The 18227-nt window shown below is 42.0% G+C and carries 12 protein-coding genes; all 12 read right to left on the bottom strand.

Annotated elements, in window-relative coordinates; all coding sequences use genetic code 11:
* Positions 1-10: 10 nt before the first annotated feature.
* Positions 11-2227, bottom strand: coding sequence for a WD40 repeat domain-containing protein (locus tag AABW11_RS11635; RefSeq protein ID WP_340105271.1), 2217 nt, complete (start codon positions 2225-2227; stop codon positions 11-13).
* Positions 2228-2276: 49 nt separating this feature from the next.
* Positions 2277-4526 carry a hypothetical protein gene (locus AABW11_RS11630; RefSeq protein WP_340105270.1) on the bottom strand — a complete coding sequence of 750 codons (2250 nt, stop codon included), beginning with the start codon at positions 4524-4526 and terminating at the stop codon, positions 2277-2279.
* Positions 4527-4529: 3 nt separating this feature from the next.
* Positions 4530-5525 (bottom strand): DUF5683 domain-containing protein, encoded by a 996-nt coding sequence (locus AABW11_RS11625; RefSeq protein WP_340105269.1) that lies wholly within the window; start codon positions 5523-5525, stop codon positions 4530-4532.
* 88 nt (positions 5526-5613) lie between these two features.
* Entirely contained in the window at positions 5614-7851 is a 2238-nt protein-coding gene (locus tag AABW11_RS11620) for a hypothetical protein (RefSeq protein WP_340105268.1), read from the bottom strand.
* Positions 7852-7854: 3 nt separating this feature from the next.
* Positions 7855-8889, bottom strand: coding sequence for a DUF5683 domain-containing protein (locus AABW11_RS11615; RefSeq protein ID WP_340105267.1), 1035 nt, complete (start codon positions 8887-8889; stop codon positions 7855-7857).
* A gap of 136 nt (positions 8890-9025) precedes the next feature.
* Complete coding sequence (gene cdaA / locus AABW11_RS11610; RefSeq protein WP_340105266.1) at positions 9026-9844, bottom strand: diadenylate cyclase CdaA; 819 nt, start codon at positions 9842-9844, stop codon at positions 9026-9028.
* On the bottom strand, positions 9841-10725 hold the full coding sequence (gene folP / locus AABW11_RS11605) for a dihydropteroate synthase (RefSeq protein ID WP_340105265.1): 885 nt from the start codon (positions 10723-10725) through the stop codon (positions 9841-9843). The genes cdaA and folP overlap by 4 nt, the downstream gene beginning before the upstream one ends.
* Positions 10726-10743: 18 nt before the next feature.
* On the bottom strand, positions 10744-11082 hold the full coding sequence (locus AABW11_RS11600; RefSeq protein WP_340105264.1) for a DUF3470 domain-containing protein: 339 nt from the start codon (positions 11080-11082) through the stop codon (positions 10744-10746).
* A 144-nt stretch (positions 11083-11226) separates the two neighbouring features.
* Complete coding sequence (locus AABW11_RS11595; protein ID WP_340105263.1) at positions 11227-11589, bottom strand: four helix bundle protein; 363 nt, start codon at positions 11587-11589, stop codon at positions 11227-11229.
* A 28-nt stretch (positions 11590-11617) separates the two neighbouring features.
* The gene (locus AABW11_RS11590) at positions 11618-12832 is read right to left on the bottom strand and encodes an alkaline phosphatase family protein (protein ID WP_340105262.1); all 1215 of its coding nucleotides are present in this window, start codon (positions 12830-12832) and stop codon (positions 11618-11620) included.
* A gap of 191 nt (positions 12833-13023) precedes the next feature.
* Positions 13024-16230, bottom strand: coding sequence for a TonB-dependent receptor (locus tag AABW11_RS11585; RefSeq protein ID WP_340105261.1), 3207 nt, complete (start codon positions 16228-16230; stop codon positions 13024-13026).
* 718 nt (positions 16231-16948) lie between these two features.
* Positions 16949-18181 (bottom strand): alkaline phosphatase family protein, encoded by a 1233-nt coding sequence (locus AABW11_RS11580; RefSeq protein WP_340105260.1) that lies wholly within the window; start codon positions 18179-18181, stop codon positions 16949-16951.
* Positions 18182-18227: the final 46 nt, after the last annotated feature.

The raw sequence follows: 18227 nt of genomic DNA, 5'->3' as shown, positions 1-18227 counted from the left end.
AAAGTATACCTCAATTAAATATTACATTCTTCCACCGCCTTTGAGAACTACTTTTTTTCCAGATCTGAAAACTGCCTGTCCCTGAAATAGTTACTACTCTGTCATCATCAAGATAGGTGATTTTATTTTCTATGCGGTGATAAGGCCAACTTCCATTATCTCCGGATATTACATCAATTATTGATGAAGTCCCGATATCAAATGTATAAACTGAATGCCTGGCAGAAATTACCAACATATTTTTTTCAGGATGGAAGTCGACTCTCCGGCCTCTGCTAAATAAATCAATTCTCTCCATATTTTCTGTAGAAAAAATGTGGGGTGAACTAAAACCAGACACAAAGGACAGATAATTACCATCACTACTAAACTGATGATCTGTCACATTTTGATCCACCCATGGCAACGTCTCGATCAAAGATCCGTCATTTGCGTCCAAAATAATTGGTCGTCCGTTGTTGGCAAGAATTTGATTCCCGTCCGGTGAAATCGCAATATTCTTATATAGATAAAATGTAGGTGTGCTGTATTCCGAAAAAATAAATTCCGGTTCAAACGTATTTAAACTCCATTTTTTGACGAAACCCTGCCCGCCGGTACCAACAATGAATAAATTATCAGCACTCACGTCAATATTGAAAATGCCCGAATTATCTACTACAGCATCATCAATAACTTTCTCAACATTTTCTCCGCTTGGAAAATCAGCGCTATAAATTGCCCTGTCTGATGGCACGGCAAAATAGATCGTCTCATCATTAGGAGCGATTTTCATATCTGAAATCTGTTGTCCTGGAATATTAATGTCACTTATTGTCGTCCGGGCGTCAATATCATTTATCACTATTGAATTCCCATTACCAGAACGAAAAGAGGATGCTGCCAGATATTTCTTATCGGAACTAACTTCCACAGACGTCACATAATACATATCCGTATCGAACTCATAATCCAGATTGTAATCATAAGAATACGTAAATGTTGCCGGCCTGCTTGGTATCGATGTAAGGGTTCTAACTCTGTAAACCGGACTTTCAGAACCGGTTACATTTGTATCTAAAAACTGAAAGTTTCTTACTCCGTCAGCCCTTCCAACTTCTATAAATTTGTCGGGTTTTATTGGATGTGGTTTTTCAATGATGTATTCTTTGATCAGATGTTTATCATCGCCAAACCCAGCCCCATAAACAATCAGAGAATTAGGATCATGCTGAGGGATATTGGATATTGCTATGACAGGCTGGTCAATGAGAATATCATCATTAACTTCAACAGATTCACTTTTCCCATTGTCAGTTAAGAACGTTAACCTGTACCGGCGCATTCTATTGACGCCTGTATCACTGGAATCATCTAAAAGTCTCGAATCTGTATAACTGCGGGTTTCTGATGGCAATTTCACAACCACACCCCCAAAAAAGTTGAGTCGTTCTAATACAACTTCCGATGCGAAAAAAGCATTGCTCTCCCATGAAATTTCCCAGTCCTGCTCATTCAGAATATTGATTTGAAAATTTTGCGGCCTGAAAAATGACACCGCATCAAATGTAATTTCTTTTTCTGCAACTGCTTCAGCAATTCCATCTTTTTCTATGATCCCGGTTATGGTATATGTCCTGTTTTCAAAATCAATGTCGGGAAGCGGATCCTGAAATGTGTGCCTGTTACCATTGGCGGAGATCTTTACTGTATTCTCAAGCTGCTCAGAAATCACATTCTCTGATGAAATAATGAAATGCGTAAAGAACGGGACATCTGTGCTCCACGTCAGTTTCAGCTGATTGGAGTCTTCCTGAAACTCGTACTCTTCGTTCGATATCGACCCAAATTCAAGTTTAGTGTCTGTTGTGCCATACAGTACATCACCAATGCCATCCACTTCCATGTATGATGAGAGCTTATAATAAGTATCTTGTCTTACGTCACGTGAATCATCAACAAATGCAGTTTCGGTCGGTTCCAGTTCACCAATGGGCGAAAAGCTCAGCGAATCACCCAGCGATTTTTCTATAATGTGTTTATCAACAGAATTATCTGCCGATGGCCATTTAAGCGTAATTAAGCCACTGCTATCTGCTACTGAACTAAGTCCGGTGACCGTTCCACCTGCAAAATTTGGAGAAGCGGGATCATTTGTATTGACCCGCTCAAAACTATCGGACGGGGTTTCACAGGCTGTTAACCATGTGACTACTAATATCACAAAAAATTGCAGCGTCAGTCTCATACTAATGAATGCATTATACTTCTTGAATTTTAAATCAAATCAGGCTGGCTCATCTAATCATTTTCCACTGTTTACTATCAGCTTTTTCCCATATTTCGAGAGTATTATCTTCTGAAAATCCAATAATTATACGGTCTGAATCTATGTAGCTCATGTATCTCGCATAAAAACCGGGGCGTTCCAGATCTTTGTCATTCAAAACGCCGATCCGCTCATCCGTCGCTAAATCATAGAAATAGATATCGAAATAGCTCTCCCGGTAATTATCAACTAACTCCCCTATGAGTAGTATATTATCGTTTTTAGGATCGAATTTTACGAATTTTGGACCAGTCAGTTGTTTATACATACTTTTTGATTCTGGTCTGTATAGAAAAGTATCGTTGCCTGTTTTTACAGATATAAAATTATTAAGTGGACTAAACCTGAGATCAGTTATATAAAAGTCTGATTCGTACGTACTTATAATGCTTCCGTCACTTGTGTTCATGAGCCGAAAATATCCACTCCCGGATGTTACAAATGTTTTGCTGTCATTTGAAATATCAACATAAAACCCGTTGTTATACGCTGATGATACATATCGAACAGTATAACCTTTCTTATAGTTATCCAATGACCAGTACTTAACATAGTCAGCACCTACACCTAGCAAGAACTCTCCATCTTTGCTCAAAGCAATTTTTTGTATAGGATAACCATCCATTTTATTATCATCATCTGGGTACACAGCATTATCAATCACTTCTGTAGGATTAATCAAAGTCGGAAAGTCTGCCCTGAACACGGATCTCTTATAGGGAATTACATAGTAGATATACTGATTATCATGACTGATTTTAAAATCGCCAATAAGTCCCGTTTCAGGCTGAAAATCATGCACTTTCTCACCAGTAGTCAGGTCCCAAATCTCTAGTAAATCTCCATCTGCTGATAGACCTATGAAATATTGATTATCAGAAGTCGTTTGAGTCGCTGAGAACTCGGTAATATTGGTATCAAATGTTTGAACACGGGTGTAATCATTTAAATACTTGTATGTCTTTGGGAGCGTATAGTTGCTTGTAAGTGAACTAACTCTGAAAATAGATTTTTTTGTTATATCCAGATCACTATATGTGAACTGTCTCTTATCAGCCGGCACTCGCCCAATCTCTTTAAAATCATCTTCAATTCGTTTCTCAATAATGAACTCTTTAATTTTATCGACATCCCGCCCTGTTATTTCCCAAGCAATAGTAATGGCCTGATTCGAAGGATCCTCTGACGGTGTCTCGATTAGTTCGGGTTGTGTGAGTTCAAGCCAGTCATCTATGAATGAAGTATCAGACTCAAACCCACCATCTTTAAACAATACTCTGTAACGCCTATTCATTTCTACGAGTCGAGTTTCAGGTACCGACAACACCGTATCTAATAAACTTTCTTTATTAGATTGAAACTCTCTGTCATACCAATTACTGTTATATCCATTTCTTCTCACCACCACTTTGTCTGCAAAATATGGGGCTCCTTCCCACGATAAAAGCCAATCCTGTTCATCTATGATATCGACCTTAAGGTTTTGAGGCTTGTAGGCAGATTTCAGATCTGCAGTCAACTCTCTTTTTACGACGATATCTTCTTGCCCGTTTACACCCTCGATCACACCGGTCAGCGTATAGTTTCTCTGAGAGAATGAAATATCCGGATCCTTGATTGAAATTTCTGTTACGAGTGTTGAAAACGGTATTTCCACGCGTTTATCTCCGTTTTCATTGATCATGTGATCGGACTCTAATACAAACGAATCAAAAAATGGGGTATCCACTTCCCACCTTATGTCAAGTGATTCATTTTCGTTATTAATAACGAAAGAAAAATCGAGAAACTCACCTAATTGCTCTTTAAGCATCGCTTCTCCATACTTATATTCTACGCTATTACGGATGTAGTAGGTCTCAATCTTATAATAAATAAGCCGGTCAATTGCGCCGCTTGTATCCTGCCACTCTGTTCCAGGTGATTCAAGTTCGGCAACCATAGAATAACTCAGACTGTCGCCAAGCGATTTTTTTATGACCACTTTGTCGATAAAATCTTCCAGCTCTCCCCAGGAAAGCGTCATATTACGTTCGCTATCGAACTCCAGCTTCAAATCATAGTCTCCCTCTTTTTCACCTTCAAACAGGACAGATCCCGGATCGCTTCTGTTTAACCTTTCAAAACTATCTGATGGGCTGTCGCATGCTGCAATAATGATGCTTAGAAATAAACAAACAATAATTGCAGGTTGATAATATGACTTTTTGTTGATCATTCGTCAAAAAGTAGATTTAACACCAATCATTGGCTGCTTATATGCCGGATCAAAATCCAGATAGGGATCAATGGTTCTGCTATTATCCCGGAATCCTATGGATGGAGCCAAAAAGCCGTCCACAATATTTGTAAGGTAGATAAGTGCTGTACCATAAATAATTCGATTTCTGGTTTTTGCTATGCTCACAGACTCGTTAAATGCACCTTCCGCTTCATTGCCCAGCAGGTAAGCCTCCTGTGGATTTCCGGCCGCTTTATACTCTCTACTCAGACGGTTAAAATCACTTATTCTGTTCTGGTATCGGTTTTCAGCTGAATATGCCAAAGCCGCTGTGCCAACTGTAGCTGCTAAAAACGCGATTGCCTTTAGCGGCTGTTTTTTATAAAACTGACTCCCGCCCGGAATAAAACTCAGGTATCTGGCTTTTGATTTTGAAGGCTTAAGGTGATTCTCAAAAAAATTAAACGGCACACCACCAGCCGGCGTGAACTGTGCAGTTGCTTCCCGTCCTGAAGGATGGGACATCCTTACATCGAAAGATCCCGCTGTATCGACGGTTGCATAATGAGTTCCTGCATATTCACCATTCACGTAAATGTCCGTTTCCGGGTCGGTTAGAATAAAATTCTCACTCTCCCAGAATAGTCTTGGATAGCTGCTGCGCCTGCTTAACAGTTCATTCCCACGAGATGAAAGCAGTCGCGTAGAAACATGGAACACACTGTCTGCCTCAATATTCACAAACCGCTGTACATCCATGTAATACTGTTTTACAATTCTGTAATGATGGCGCCCGGCCTCTATTTCAATCGAGTCGCCTGAAGCCACCTCTTTTGCATCTTCAAACCTGTTATTAAGAACAACATGGAATTTCTCTATATCCGAAACAGAAATTTTCAAATACCCTGTTTTTTGAACGCCATCCGCCTGCAGGGAATCTGTATTCTGCGCATTGCTGTTACCGGTAACAGCGAACAAAAAAACTAAAAGACCCATTGATTTAAAGCCCATTTGATTCATAGATGTAAACTTAGTAGTTCGAAACATTAAATCTAATACCATAGGTTGTATCCATTTCTGGGGTTTACTGTCTTATGGGTTCTTCATACCATACATCCCTTTTTTCCCACCGCATGATGTCTGTATGGACATACGGCTGCAGGACCCGGTTGAATGAAAATGCAGTGTTTTGGCTTTTTGGATTTAACATCATATATGAGTTAAATGAGCTGTTATAATGCCACTCCAGCCGATAGTTTAGCTCAAATATTTTGGTATCAAAAATGCCTGACCACTCGTATATTTTTATGAAAAGTTCTGAGCCATCGTAATTAGCTGACAGTCTCTCAATGCCGTGATCAAATTCTTTTTGATTTGAGATGTCGTATGTATTGAGGTTTATCTGTTTTAAGTTTCGGTAGGAGAATGCAAACAGATGCTCACCGTTCCCTGATAGTGTTGCAATAAAATCATCATTACCAAAAAGGTTTGTAAATTCATTCAGTAACTGGAATGTATCTGTGTCGTAGATGTAAATACTTTTGTTTGATGATACAATCAGCTCTTTTTTGGTCGGATGAAACTCAAAGGCTCGAATACGTTCATTAGGAATTTCAATCTTATGAATAAGGTTACCGGATTGAATATTCCACATTTTAATTTCTGGCTCCTCCGAATTGATTATTGAACTCGCAACTAAATCTTCTTCACCGCCAATTCTAAGGACAGGAATTACTGATGTAACACCGGTTTCATTATGAGCCTGCGGAATGGTTTGAATAATCGACCTGGTGTTCATATCCCATATGTTCAGGGCAAAATCACCGAATGCCTCGCCATCCACAAATTCTGCCACTTTATTGCCTGAAGGCGATACCCTGGCAACATAAAATTGCTTGCCGGATTCAAACTCAGTCCGTTCATTCAGGTTGTTAGTATTGATGATTTCCAGGCTTGAGTTACTCTCTCCATAGCGACTATTCTTATAGAACACGAGCCTGTTTGAATCTATAAAATGAACAATTTCATCTCTGGTCACATCAACTGATCCCGTATAGGAAATGTTTGATTCTTCTACAGGTATAAGCCGGTTTTCACCTGTCAAGTCTATAACTTGATTTCCCACTCTCGTTAAAGTTCGAAGCCGGTAAGAATAGCTATTGGATACTTGTAAATCCTTATCCGTAAACTCAGATTGCGTTGCCGGAAGTTCTGCGTATGTTTCAAATTCTGCCTCATTTACCGATCGCTCAACAATAATTGCTGAATATCTGGGTGGAGCATCGGAATTATCTTCAAAAGTAAGCGTGATAGCGCTGAGACTTGTACTGGAATAAGAGAGCCTTGGTACACTGACATAAAATGACTTCCTCGCATATATCGGGCTGCTTTGTTCGTCCTCCAGAACTCCGAACAATGTATACCGGCTCCACCCTCTTTTCATTTCCATATCCACCACCTGGGAAAATTCGTCCGGCTGAAACTCATACCTTTGAACTGTACCACTTTGCTCATGCTTCACTGTCAGCAAATAATGATCCGCAAAATCGATGCTATTCTCCCATTCCACCTGGGTTTCCAGCTCGTTAATGAACGTGATATTGAAATTCTCGGGATCGTTGATACTAAATGATTTATCTAAATGCTGAATGGGTACAATCTCGCCCTCCTGATATTGAAATGTTGTAAGTCTCACATCCAGGTTGAACGTTTCCAAATCGGATCTGTACTCGTAGTTTCCACCCGGCGATTCCTGATCTGCAAAATCAATGACCTCTACTGTTGTGAACTCCGACTGTCCCTGACTTTTTTGCTGAATGATCACACCATCCGAAAACTCTTGCTCCGTTTGCCAGCTTAGTTTAATCAGATTTGAATCGGAGGAAAATCCATCATATGTTTCAATCGCTTGTACTGACAGCTCAAGCGTCTCAGAATGCACGATTTTCTCATCATCATCTTCATCAACAAATGATGAAATCTTATAATAAACGGTTAAACCAATCTGTTTGCCTGAATCTCTGAAGTGTTCCGCATCTTCAGGAAGTTTTGCCACTCGTTCAAACTCTGTTGAGTCATCAATTGCTTTTTCAACAATATATCCGCTGTTATACTGGCTTACGTCTTCCCAGCGTATATCGATTACACCCTCTTCAATCTCTACGGTAAATTGCCCTGGTTTTGAATGGGTAAAATTTGTGCTTTTCGGATCACTTGGATTATCACGTTCATAATCGGCATCAAAGGTGCTACAACCCGCCATGAGGCTTATGCCCGCTATGAATATTGCCAAAGCTCTACTGGCACTTGATGTGTCAATCATAGGTCAGAAGTTTATTTGCACCCGTGCCTCCACGAACTCTTGGTTAAAGTCGACAGAGAAATCCCGGTAGGGATTAAACATCCGTGGGTTAGCAAACCCGTTTTTAGGTTCGCGAAACGCATCCACTATATTTGCAGCATACACCAAAATTGCAGCAACTCTGAATATATTTCGCCGGTTTCTTATTCCTTTCACCTCGCTGCCGATCTCATCAAGCTGATTGCCAAGCATGAGTGCAGTTTGTTCAGTATTAGCCAGATCGTATCGCAACCTGATAATATTGAAATCCTCTTTGGCGGTTCCGATTTTTGTATTGTAGTGAATCGTCAAACCCGTGGTAATTCCCATCAGAGAAAGCGCAGTAATACCTTTTAACTGCTGCCCTTTATAAAGCTGGCTGACCCCCGGGATGATACCGGCAACTATGGCATTTGGCTTGGAAGGCTTAAAATATTCTTCTACTGTCTTTAACTGGTAAGAGTTTAATTCGATAAATTTCTCATGCATTTTACCTGATGGGAGTTCAAACCTGACTTTGTGAACACCCGGCGGCAGCTTTGCCCGAAGTGTTCCAATTGAGAAATAATTAGATCCTATTACTGAAATCGACGTTTCCGGGTCAGTTAAAATCATCAGGTTGGCATCCCATCGATAAGCCGCATAGGACGCATACTTATCATCCGATAACCGCGATCGTGGATATATTACTTTTACAGTATCGGTCACTGTATTTTCTATGTCCACAGAGATTCGCCTTTCCGGTACATTTTTTCCAAAAACCAGCAGCCTGTACTTTTTTACAGGCAACGTCAGTTTATCGCCGTCCTTTATTCTAATCACTTGATTGTAATCTGCATCGAGATAGACATATGCAGTATCGGGATCTACCTTAAAAAGAATAGAACCGACTTGTTGAGAGAGGGTATCGCTTGCAGCTTCTTCTCCTTCTCCTGACTGAAATGCGGCTGCAGATTCGGTGGAAATTCCAATGAAAAAAATTAAAAGCAGATTGATCAGAAAAGGAAATGAGATTCTCAAAATGAAGTTGATACAAGCAGATTATGTTTTTCTGGAAAAAGTATTTAAACAATATCTTAGCAGAAGTCAACTCACTTTTCCTGTCAATTGATCGAGTATAATAACAGTCCGTTGATTTATCTTCCCGTTCTCTGAATCACTTCATCTCAAGCTCAGCTTTCTCGCTGCTGAAGCCAACGTCTTCTTCGTCTACGACGCCAAGTGCTTTTTCCATCTCTGAGCGGAGCTTTTGGATGGAGAGGCCACTGGTTAGGTCGCCATTTCGGGCAATGGATATACGCCCGGTCTCTTCAGAAACAATTATTACAAACACATTATTAGTTTCACTGATCCCGACCGCAGCCCGGTGACGTGTGCCAAAGACCGATGAAATATTGGGGTTCTGCGATATCGGTAAATAGCAGCTTGCGGCCACAATCCTGTTGTTACGGATCACGACTGCACCGTCGTGGAGAGGTGTATCTTTCTGGAAGATCGTCTCCAGCATTTCAGCTTTCACGGTAGCGTCCAGCTTTACGCCAAAATCGACTAAATCCTGCAGCGACGACCGGCGGGCAAATACGATTAACGCACCGGTTTTTGTGTGCGCCATGTTTCGAACTGCATTTATAACCTCATCAATCGTAGTATCGGAGCCCGATCGGCCCACGAAACGGTCGAATGTCGTATTTTGGCCCAGGCTGTAAAGAAGCTTTCGTATCTCGGGCTGAAAGATAATAAATACGGCCAGCACTCCCACATCAAGAATACTTCGAAGTATAAAATTCAGCGTAGTAAAGCCAAGCAGGCTCACTAAAAGATTTATGAAAATAATAAACAGTAAGCCAACGGCTGCCTGAATGGCAAATGTGCCGCGAATCCACCGGTAGAGATAGTATAACACAAAGGCGATAACCAGTGTCTCAAACAGGTCGCGGATACCAAATTCTAAAAATCCAATAGGTATTGCCATCATGGGGTCCTGTTTATCTCGGCTTGTATAGCGTTAAAAATATCTATTGAATCTGCAGCTTCCTGAACGTCGTGAACTCTGAGTATAAGGGCTCCCTGCATCAGGCAGTGATAATGCAGAGCAATTGTTCCGGCTAACCGATCATCAACTGCCCGGCCATTCAGCAGCTTCCCAATTAAGGATTTTCTGGAGGCCCCTATCATTAAAGGACAATTAAGCTGCAAAAAATGTGGTAGATTTGCGATCAGGCTAAGATTGTGCTCGGTGGTTTTACCAAACCCTATACCGGGATCCATAATAATGTTATCGACTCCATGCTTATTCAACTCAAGCTTGGTTGTCATCAGCTCACTCAGAACATTCTCTACAACATTTTTGTAGGTCGGATTGTTCTGCATGGTTTTCGGGTCTCCCTGGGAATGCATACAAACGTAAGCAGCGCCTGTATCGACACAAAGCCCGGCAAAGCGTGGCTCTTTTTTCAAACCACTCACGTCGTTGATAATATGCACACCCGCCGACAGTGCTTTTTTGGCGACTTCATATTTGGTTGTATCAATTGAAAAAAGGAGCTCAGGATAGGTATCTATTGCCCGTGTAAGAATTGGAAAGGTTCTTGATATTTCCTCCTCAACTGATACAGGATCTGACCCCGGGCGGGTTGACTCACCGCCAATATCGATAATTGAAGCGCCCTGCCCCGCCATTTCAGAAACCCGGGCAAGGGCGGCGTCTGTACTAATAAACTTACCGCCATCCGAAAAAGAATCCGGCGTTGTATTAAGAATTCCCATCACAACGGGCTTACTCAGGTCGAGGTTCTTATCTCTGCAGGATAGAGTTCTTGATGACGGTGGTATACCGCCGGAGTGCTTGTCAGTCATAGTCGTGAAGATCTCGGATTAATCCCACTCCTCCTGCAACAGATCTAATTTATCTGTTTTCTCGGCCCATTCATCAGCATCCGGATAGGCGTCCTGTGTTTCATTAATAATCTTATCTTCCCAGTTTTCGGCCAGACGCTCGTTCAAGTCGATGTAATGCTCCCATTCTTCAGGCACTTCATCATCAGGATAAATGGCTTCCACAGGGCATTCAGACACACAGGCATCGCAATCAATACATTCCAGGGGATCGATCGTTAAAAAATTCGGGCCTTCACGAAACGCGTCTACAGGACAGACAGCAGCACAATTTGTGTATTTACAGTTTATACAAGGTTCAGTTACAATGTATGCCATGAAAAGATAATGTTATGAGTTGAGATAGTTTTGTTTTAGTTAAGTATTGTATCTGAAATTATACTAAGATGCAACTTGCCTACCGGCTTAAGATAACAGATAGTAGATAACAGATTATAGGGCGAATGTAAATAAACTTACGAATTAACGATGCTTTTTAAGCAATGCTATTCTCAGGCCGAACAGCATTTTGATACACTCTGTATAACTTGTATCAAGCTCATCAAAATTTGATTGATCTAAATACCCTTTTACACGTGCTGCATCTAAGTGATGCTGCGTTTCCTGAGCTTCCCCAACCGCCCTGTTCAAGCCTTCAAGATAAATATTTGTATGTTGATTATTGTAGCCTTCATCAATATTGGCAGGAACCGAATTTGAGGATCTTCTTATTTGTGATCCAAGTTCATACATCTCAAATTTAGGAAATGTCATTGAAAGTTCATGAATTTCAATATGTAGCCTGAACGACTTTTTGTAAACCTCAAGATCCCTGAATGTTCTCATGTTTTTTTCCTCTATTATCTATCATCTTTTATCTAAAATCTATGAGTTCCCCATCATTCTTCGCGGGCTCCAGCCCGAGCAGGTGCGCCATCAGCTCATACAAATTCAGCGCACTAAATGCCGGAACGGTTTCGCCTGATGGAAATGCAGGGCCGCTTGCCATAAAAATGGTGGCCATCTCAGGCGCCTGATGATCATAACCATGCATGCCTGCCGGCAGTCTACCCGGGTCAAAATAGTCCCGGCTTGAAATGGTATAGGGTACATCTGCAATCATAATAATTTCCGGAATGCGGTAGTGATCCGTAAATCCATACTCATCCGGCAAATCCTCCTTCAGAAACACACGGTAGTTTTCTTCATTCTGTTTGAGCGCTTGATAGATCTCATCCTCCATGCCCTCATCGGGTTCTATCATGGCAACCGGACTCCAGTCTATCATTTCAACATTATCGAGGTCTATCATATCATCCAAAAAAATGACTTTTTCTTCGGATAGCTCCGCCATTCCGTGATCCGACACTATGATAACGTTCAGCTTTTCGCGAAGTCCATTGTCTTCAATTTGCTCCCACAAGTAACCAAGCAGGCTGTCGGCCTGCATCACCGCTCCATCCACTTCCGGCGAATTCGGGCCGTACGAATGCCCCTGGCTGTCCACATCACTGAAATAGAGCGTGGCAAAATCGGCATTAACATCACCGGCCGGATCCAGCCAGTTCATCATCGAATCGATCCTGGAATAATTTTCAACTGCCCCGTCATACGCCTTCCATTTGGTCGGCCGAATACCATTGATTGACGCTTCAGACCCTGGCCAGAACATTGTTGCAGCGGTTTTACCTTGTTTCTCCACTGTTGTCCAGATCGGCTCGCCACCCCACCAGCGTTCATCATTGGGGCTGTCTTCCGGCGGGCCGTAGCTGAATCGCGCATTTAAGCTATCATCCGGAAAGCTATTGGAAATAATGCCGTGATTCTCAACATAGAGTCCGGTAACCTGCGAGTAATGATTCGGAAACGTCTTAGTAGGAAATACCGGGATCATATGCTCGGCTTTGACACCGCTGGCGATCATTCGATCAAAATTCGGGGTTGGATTGCGATCAAGATAGTCATTCATGAATCCATCGAACGAAACGAGCAGTACTTTTTGATGAGTTGATTCTTCAGGCGATCTGTCCGAATCGCATGCTGAAATAATCAAAATGAGTACTGTTATAAAAAGAATGCTTTTTTTCATAAATACTTGTTCTAACAGAGGGTTTTGGAGTAGTGGATAAAATATAGAAAATAGTATACCAGTTAGAAATTGTATAAAACGTTACAACCGCTATTTGAGGAGGGCCATTCAATGGTTGTCTGATGGATGGATATAAAAAAAGGAGCCCGAAAATGGACTCCTTATCTTAAAAATTGTGTATTCCGACAGAATTAAAAGTTATATCTGACCGTAAATTGCATTTGCCATCTGGAACCTAAGTCACTGATATTGAATATTTCATCTTCAGTGGTGTCCTCAGGGTCAAAACTGATGATTGGCTCCCCTATATCATTGCTATCCAAGCCACGACCGGGATTTTCATTAATGAACTCCTGATCAACATAACCGCTGATAGACATGACAGCATAGTTGTTGAAACTTGTGGCTTTTCTAATTCCCCATTCATCATTTAGGAAATTCAGGACATTAAACATACTGGCGCTAAACTCTACAGATTGACCTGCAATAGTTTGAACCTGTTGGCTCACACGGAAATCAAGGAAATTAGTCCATGGCTCCTTGGCTGTGTTTCTGTCTACAAAACCACCACGGAAGTCATTCACTGAATCCTCACTTCTAATCCATTCGTCAAGTTCATTCCAGTTATTGCTTAACAATACGACGTCACCTTCGTTTGCCGGTACGTAAATGAGGTCATTGAATTGTTGAGTGTCACCATTTGCGTTTCCAGCATAGATCCAACTGTAAGGAGTACCGGATCGACCATCGTATATAAGTGATAACGTCGTGGCAAATCGTTCTGCCCATGCAAATTCGTAGGATACGATACCCAATATTCGATGTCTTCTTTCAAAGTCAGCAGTTCCAATTTCCGGATTGTTAACATCCACATTTTCATTGAACTGCCAGTTTGAAATCGCTCGACTGGAAGTCCCGTTATTTACATTCAGTGCACGATTATAGGTATAGGAAAGATCGGCTGAAAGCCCGAAGTAGAATCGCTTCTCAAGCGAACCTGTAATACTATACTGATAATTTTCACTGGTGTTCTTCAGTAAAAGTGCATTTGTGAAGTTTTCATCCACACGGTTTACAGGTGCCCGGCTAAAGCCAAACCAATCTCCATAAAAAGGCCGGCCATATTTAGACTGTCCATTTTGTGCGATATTCAAATTTTCGAATACGACGTCATTTATGCCTTTTGAGTAAACACCTTCGAGTGTACCGCGAATGCCGAGCGGAAACTCCTGATCAACCGCCAAGTTTACTTTTAATGACTGCGGATACTTGAAGCCATCTGCAATCAGATTTATCTCTGAGGTATCATTTCCCTCCAATGCTGATCCGGGATCCAAAGGGCTCGGCTGATCGTTTGGATCGGGAGTAAACCTGAAATCATTCGGTATTTGACCACCAAACACTTCTACCCGGCCATAATCGGCTCCTGTATTACTATATTGGTTCGAAATCCATACAAATGGAGGTGTTCCTGAAAAGATACCTACGCCACCTCGAACCTGTGTCGTACGCTCACCACCACTGGCATCCCAGTTAAACCCGAGCCTTGGTGCCCACAGAATATTACCTGATGCGACCTTATCAGTAGAATATCCCGGGAAGGCGTCCGGAACAAGTGGATTGAATGTGGGACTATCTGGTAGTACCGGAATATCAATTCTCAAACCGTATGTAAGAACCAAATCCTGATAAACTTGCCATTTATCCTGCGCATAAAGACCAAACTGTATACCGGTAAAGTTTGCAGTTGGGCTACCGCCGGGAAGTAAATAACTATATCGATAGGCATCCGGTGTTCCATTTCTGAGATCATCAATACTCTCAAAGGTATAGGACCCAAAAGCATCCTGTACGAATGTATTATCGAACGTAAAAATTTGGTTACTGGTACCAAATGTTAGTTCGTGATCACCGGAGATATAGGTGAAGTTGTTAGTGATCTCAATAAGATCCTGATCCAGAGAATTAGCCTGTGAAAATCTGTCAATTCCTGCGACAATACTTACGGGTCTGTCGCCCTGCTCCGCGCCCTGGGGCAACACCTCAATTTCCACTTCTGGAAATGGATCAGCTACCACATCACGAGAGTCACGAATTCTGGTATATACAGCACGAAATTCATTGTATGCATTATTTCCGAATGAACTATTTAGCTGAGCTACAATAGAATTTTGAGTACTGTTAAACTCATATTGTCGGTTACTGAAGTCATATTCAAACCGCCCGCGACCAATACCATCCTCATCCACTGCATCAACATAATTATAACGCAGTGATAGGTTGTGGTTCTGATTGATGTTGTAATCAAGTTTCACCAACGCTTTATTATTATCCTGTTCCTGGTCAATAGGTGACGTAAATCCGCCCGGATCGTAACTGTACTGATTTATAAATACATCTTGAATTTCATTGAACGTTGAAGGAGCGACGTTGAATATATTTGCAGCACCGCTACCTGCAATGCCAGTCGTAATTGGTGCTGTTTCACGCTTGAATTCAGCATTCACAAAGAAAAATAATTTATCCTGAACAATCGGCCCGCCAACATTCAACCCGATGTAGCGCTCGGTAAAATCAGGAAAGTCGCTCGACGTTTCATCATCAATTACATAGTTTCCTATCAAATTCTGATTTCTGGTCTGGAAATAAACTGAACCGGTGTAGTTATTGGTACCACTCTTGGTAATTGCATTAACCTGTCCTCCGGTGAAACCATTGTTGGTCACCTCAAAAGGGGCGATGTCAACATTAAATTCCGCTATCGCATCGATACTCAAGGGTGAGGATACACCAGCCTGCGATCCGGGAGTTGCATCACCGAGACCAAACACATCGTTCAGCGTAGCACCATCAACAAGGATGTTGTTGTAACGGTCGTTTGCCCCGCCAAAACTATTACCGCCGGTAGCCTGCGGAGTTAAACGAGTAAAGTCTCCCAGAGATCTGGAAATCGTCGGAGTTCTTGAAATCTCCTGGCTTGAAATATTAGTGCGGGCGCCTGTTCTGTCGGCATTGAAAGTTTGATCCGCTACTGCAGTGACAGATATTTCACCGAGCTCAAGCGATCCCTCCTCCAATTCAAAATTTCTTGTTACACGCTCGCCCAATTCAATCCGGCCTATCTCTTTAATTTGCGGATTGAACCCGATGAAAGAAACGCGCACTTCGTACGGTCCGCCAACACGCACGTTTCTGAGTGTGTAGCGTCCATCTACACGGGTGGAAGTTCCATATTCCGATCCGGTAGGCATATGAACGGCAACCACATTAGCCCCTGGTAATGGTTCACCCATTACATCTGTAATCTGCCCTTCAATCGACCCGGTTGTAGTACCTTGTGCGAAAGCTAAAATCGGCAGTAGCATGAGAATTAGTATCAATAGTATTTGACGTGTCATAGTATTGGCTTTTTTGTTGAACTTGAGAATCGATCGATCTATTTAATGATGTGCCAAAAGAGTAGAAGCTTATTAATTCTGACAAAGACATCTCCATCAAAACGTCTCCTCTCTTAAGAGACGATGGATGGCTTTTAGAGACCTTTGCGATACTCACTCATGATTGCAGCACATCTATATAGCTATAACTTGAAAAGCATCTTTAAAATTCGATCAAATTTCTAAAGTAATTGTTATTCGGCTTTTTTTAATTCTTTGCCTTAAAACCAAATACACCGAGTTAGGGATATGCCCCAAACATTAGTTTGGTTATAAAATTAAAGATGAAGGAGCCCCCTTTCCTAAAGGGAATATATAAAAGCTCTCATATTGAAGAACTTTGGAGAGTATTCATAAATAGTAATTCGCGCTCTTGAAATAATCACGCTGATAAACTCTTTCGGAAGCTCCCCCTTCTCTGACAATCCGCTTTTGATCCAACAGGCCCAATTGGGTCACTTTGGGAAGAGTGGCATATGATTCAGGAAGATGAAGTTTTGAATATAATGGAAACCTTAATCTTGTTTAATTGGGCAGCATTTATTTGGAAATCAATCTTCTTACAGCCTCTCGATGAGAGACCTTTATTTTAAACTTTGAAATAAAATGCTAATCAAAAACAGGTTACAAAGTCAATTCAAAATAGTAACAGACAACAGAGCAAACTAAACAGCCGGCATCATTTTAATATCTGCCTTAAAGAATCCAGAGAACCGTCGTTAAATGCCGGTTCAATATTTAGCAGGTGTGACATTAGCTCATAGAGATGAATATTCTGAACGGGCCCGATCTTCTGATCTCGTTTTATTGAAGGCCCGCGTGCCATAAAGATCCCGCGCATCTCAGGCTCCCGGTTGTCGTAACCGTGGGTTCCCCCGGAGATATCTGCACTAATCAGCCGTTTATGTGATGTAATCGTGTATCCGGGATCTGCAATCAACACAATGTCCGACACCCGCCGGTGATTCTTGTAGCCGTAACGATCCGGCAGATCATCTTTAAGGTACACCGTGTAATTTTTCTCTGATGCCTTCAGCTTTCCGAATACGTACTCCTTCTCTCCCGGCTTCGGCCGGATGGCGGCCACCGGAGCCCAGTCTGTTATTTCAACATCTCTGAGGTCAATCAACTCATCCAGCAGAATCACCCTTTCTTCTGATACCTCCATCATCCCGTGATCAGAGACGATAAGAATATTGAGTATATCTTGTTTGCCAATCCGATTCAACTCCTCAATAAGATACCCCAGATGCTCATCCACTTCCTTCAGGGCCACAGCAACAGAATCTGAATCAGGCCCATACCAATGGCCGTATGTATCCACCTTGCTGAAATAGAGCGTCATAAAACCGGGGGCGGTCTCGCCTTCCATCTGCAGCCAGTGAATCACAGAATCTACCCGTGCCTTGTAGGGAAGATCTTCATCATACGGACTCCAATAGCTCGCATACTTTCCGCCAATCGGAGCTTCCGATCCCGGCCAGAAAAGAGGTGCCGCCGGAATTTCCTGTTTTTCTGCCGTCAACCAGATCGGCTCACCTTCATACCAGCGCGCATCCTGTACGGCTTCCCTGTCCGCAAGGCTGTAATAGGCATCGAACTCCGGATCATACATGTTGTTCGACACAAGGCCCGTATTCTCCGTATACAGGCCCGTTGCAATCGAGTAGTGATTCGGAAAGGTTTTCGTCGGGAAAACAGGGATCAGGAACTCAGCCTGTGAGCCCTCATCCGCAAACTGGTCCAGGTTTGGCGTGTGATACATTTGCCGGTAATCATGACGGAATCCATCAATGGAAATGAGGAGTACTTTTTCTGTTGATGGGGACTTCTCAGCCGGTTGACAGCCAGAAAAAAATACAAGGCTGACTAATGGAATGAGTATGGGGATAACAAATCGTGAGATTTTCATAGCAAAATGATCATTACGAACCAGGTTGTTTAGATTTCAAAATCTA

It is taken from the genome of Rhodohalobacter sp. 8-1, assembly GCF_038150125.1.
Taxonomy (GTDB): Bacteria; Bacteroidota; Rhodothermia; order Balneolales; family Balneolaceae; genus SW132.
Note: the sequence above shows the minus strand (reverse complement) of the source record. Positions and strands in the feature narration are given on the sequence as shown.

Bases quoted from the DNA above. Each gene is read 5' to 3' on its own strand.
- AABW11_RS11585 (WP_340105261.1), bottom strand. From the start codon at position 16,230: ATGACACGTCAAATACTATTGATACTAATTCTCATGCTACTGCCGATT.
- AABW11_RS11595 (WP_340105263.1), bottom strand. From the start codon at position 11,589: ATGAGAACATTCAGGGATCTTGAGGTTTACAAAAAGTCGTTCAGGCTA.
- AABW11_RS11620 (WP_340105268.1), bottom strand. From the start codon at position 7,851: ATGATTGACACATCAAGTGCCAGTAGAGCTTTGGCAATATTCATAGCG.
- AABW11_RS11630 (WP_340105270.1), bottom strand. From the start codon at position 4,526: ATGATCAACAAAAAGTCATATTATCAACCTGCAATTATTGTTTGTTTA.
- AABW11_RS11580 (WP_340105260.1), bottom strand. From the start codon at position 18,181: ATGAAAATCTCACGATTTGTTATCCCCATACTCATTCCATTAGTCAGC.
- AABW11_RS11625 (WP_340105269.1), bottom strand. From the start codon at position 5,525: ATGGGTCTTTTAGTTTTTTTGTTCGCTGTTACCGGTAACAGCAATGCG.
- AABW11_RS11635 (WP_340105271.1), bottom strand. From the start codon at position 2,227: ATGAGACTGACGCTGCAATTTTTTGTGATATTAGTAGTCACATGGTTA.
- folP (WP_340105265.1), bottom strand. From the start codon at position 10,725: ATGACTGACAAGCACTCCGGCGGTATACCACCGTCATCAAGAACTCTA.
- cdaA (WP_340105266.1), bottom strand. From the start codon at position 9,844: ATGATGGCAATACCTATTGGATTTTTAGAATTTGGTATCCGCGACCTG.
- AABW11_RS11590 (WP_340105262.1), bottom strand. From the start codon at position 12,832: ATGAAAAAAAGCATTCTTTTTATAACAGTACTCATTTTGATTATTTCA.
- AABW11_RS11600 (WP_340105264.1), bottom strand. From the start codon at position 11,082: ATGGCATACATTGTAACTGAACCTTGTATAAACTGTAAATACACAAAT.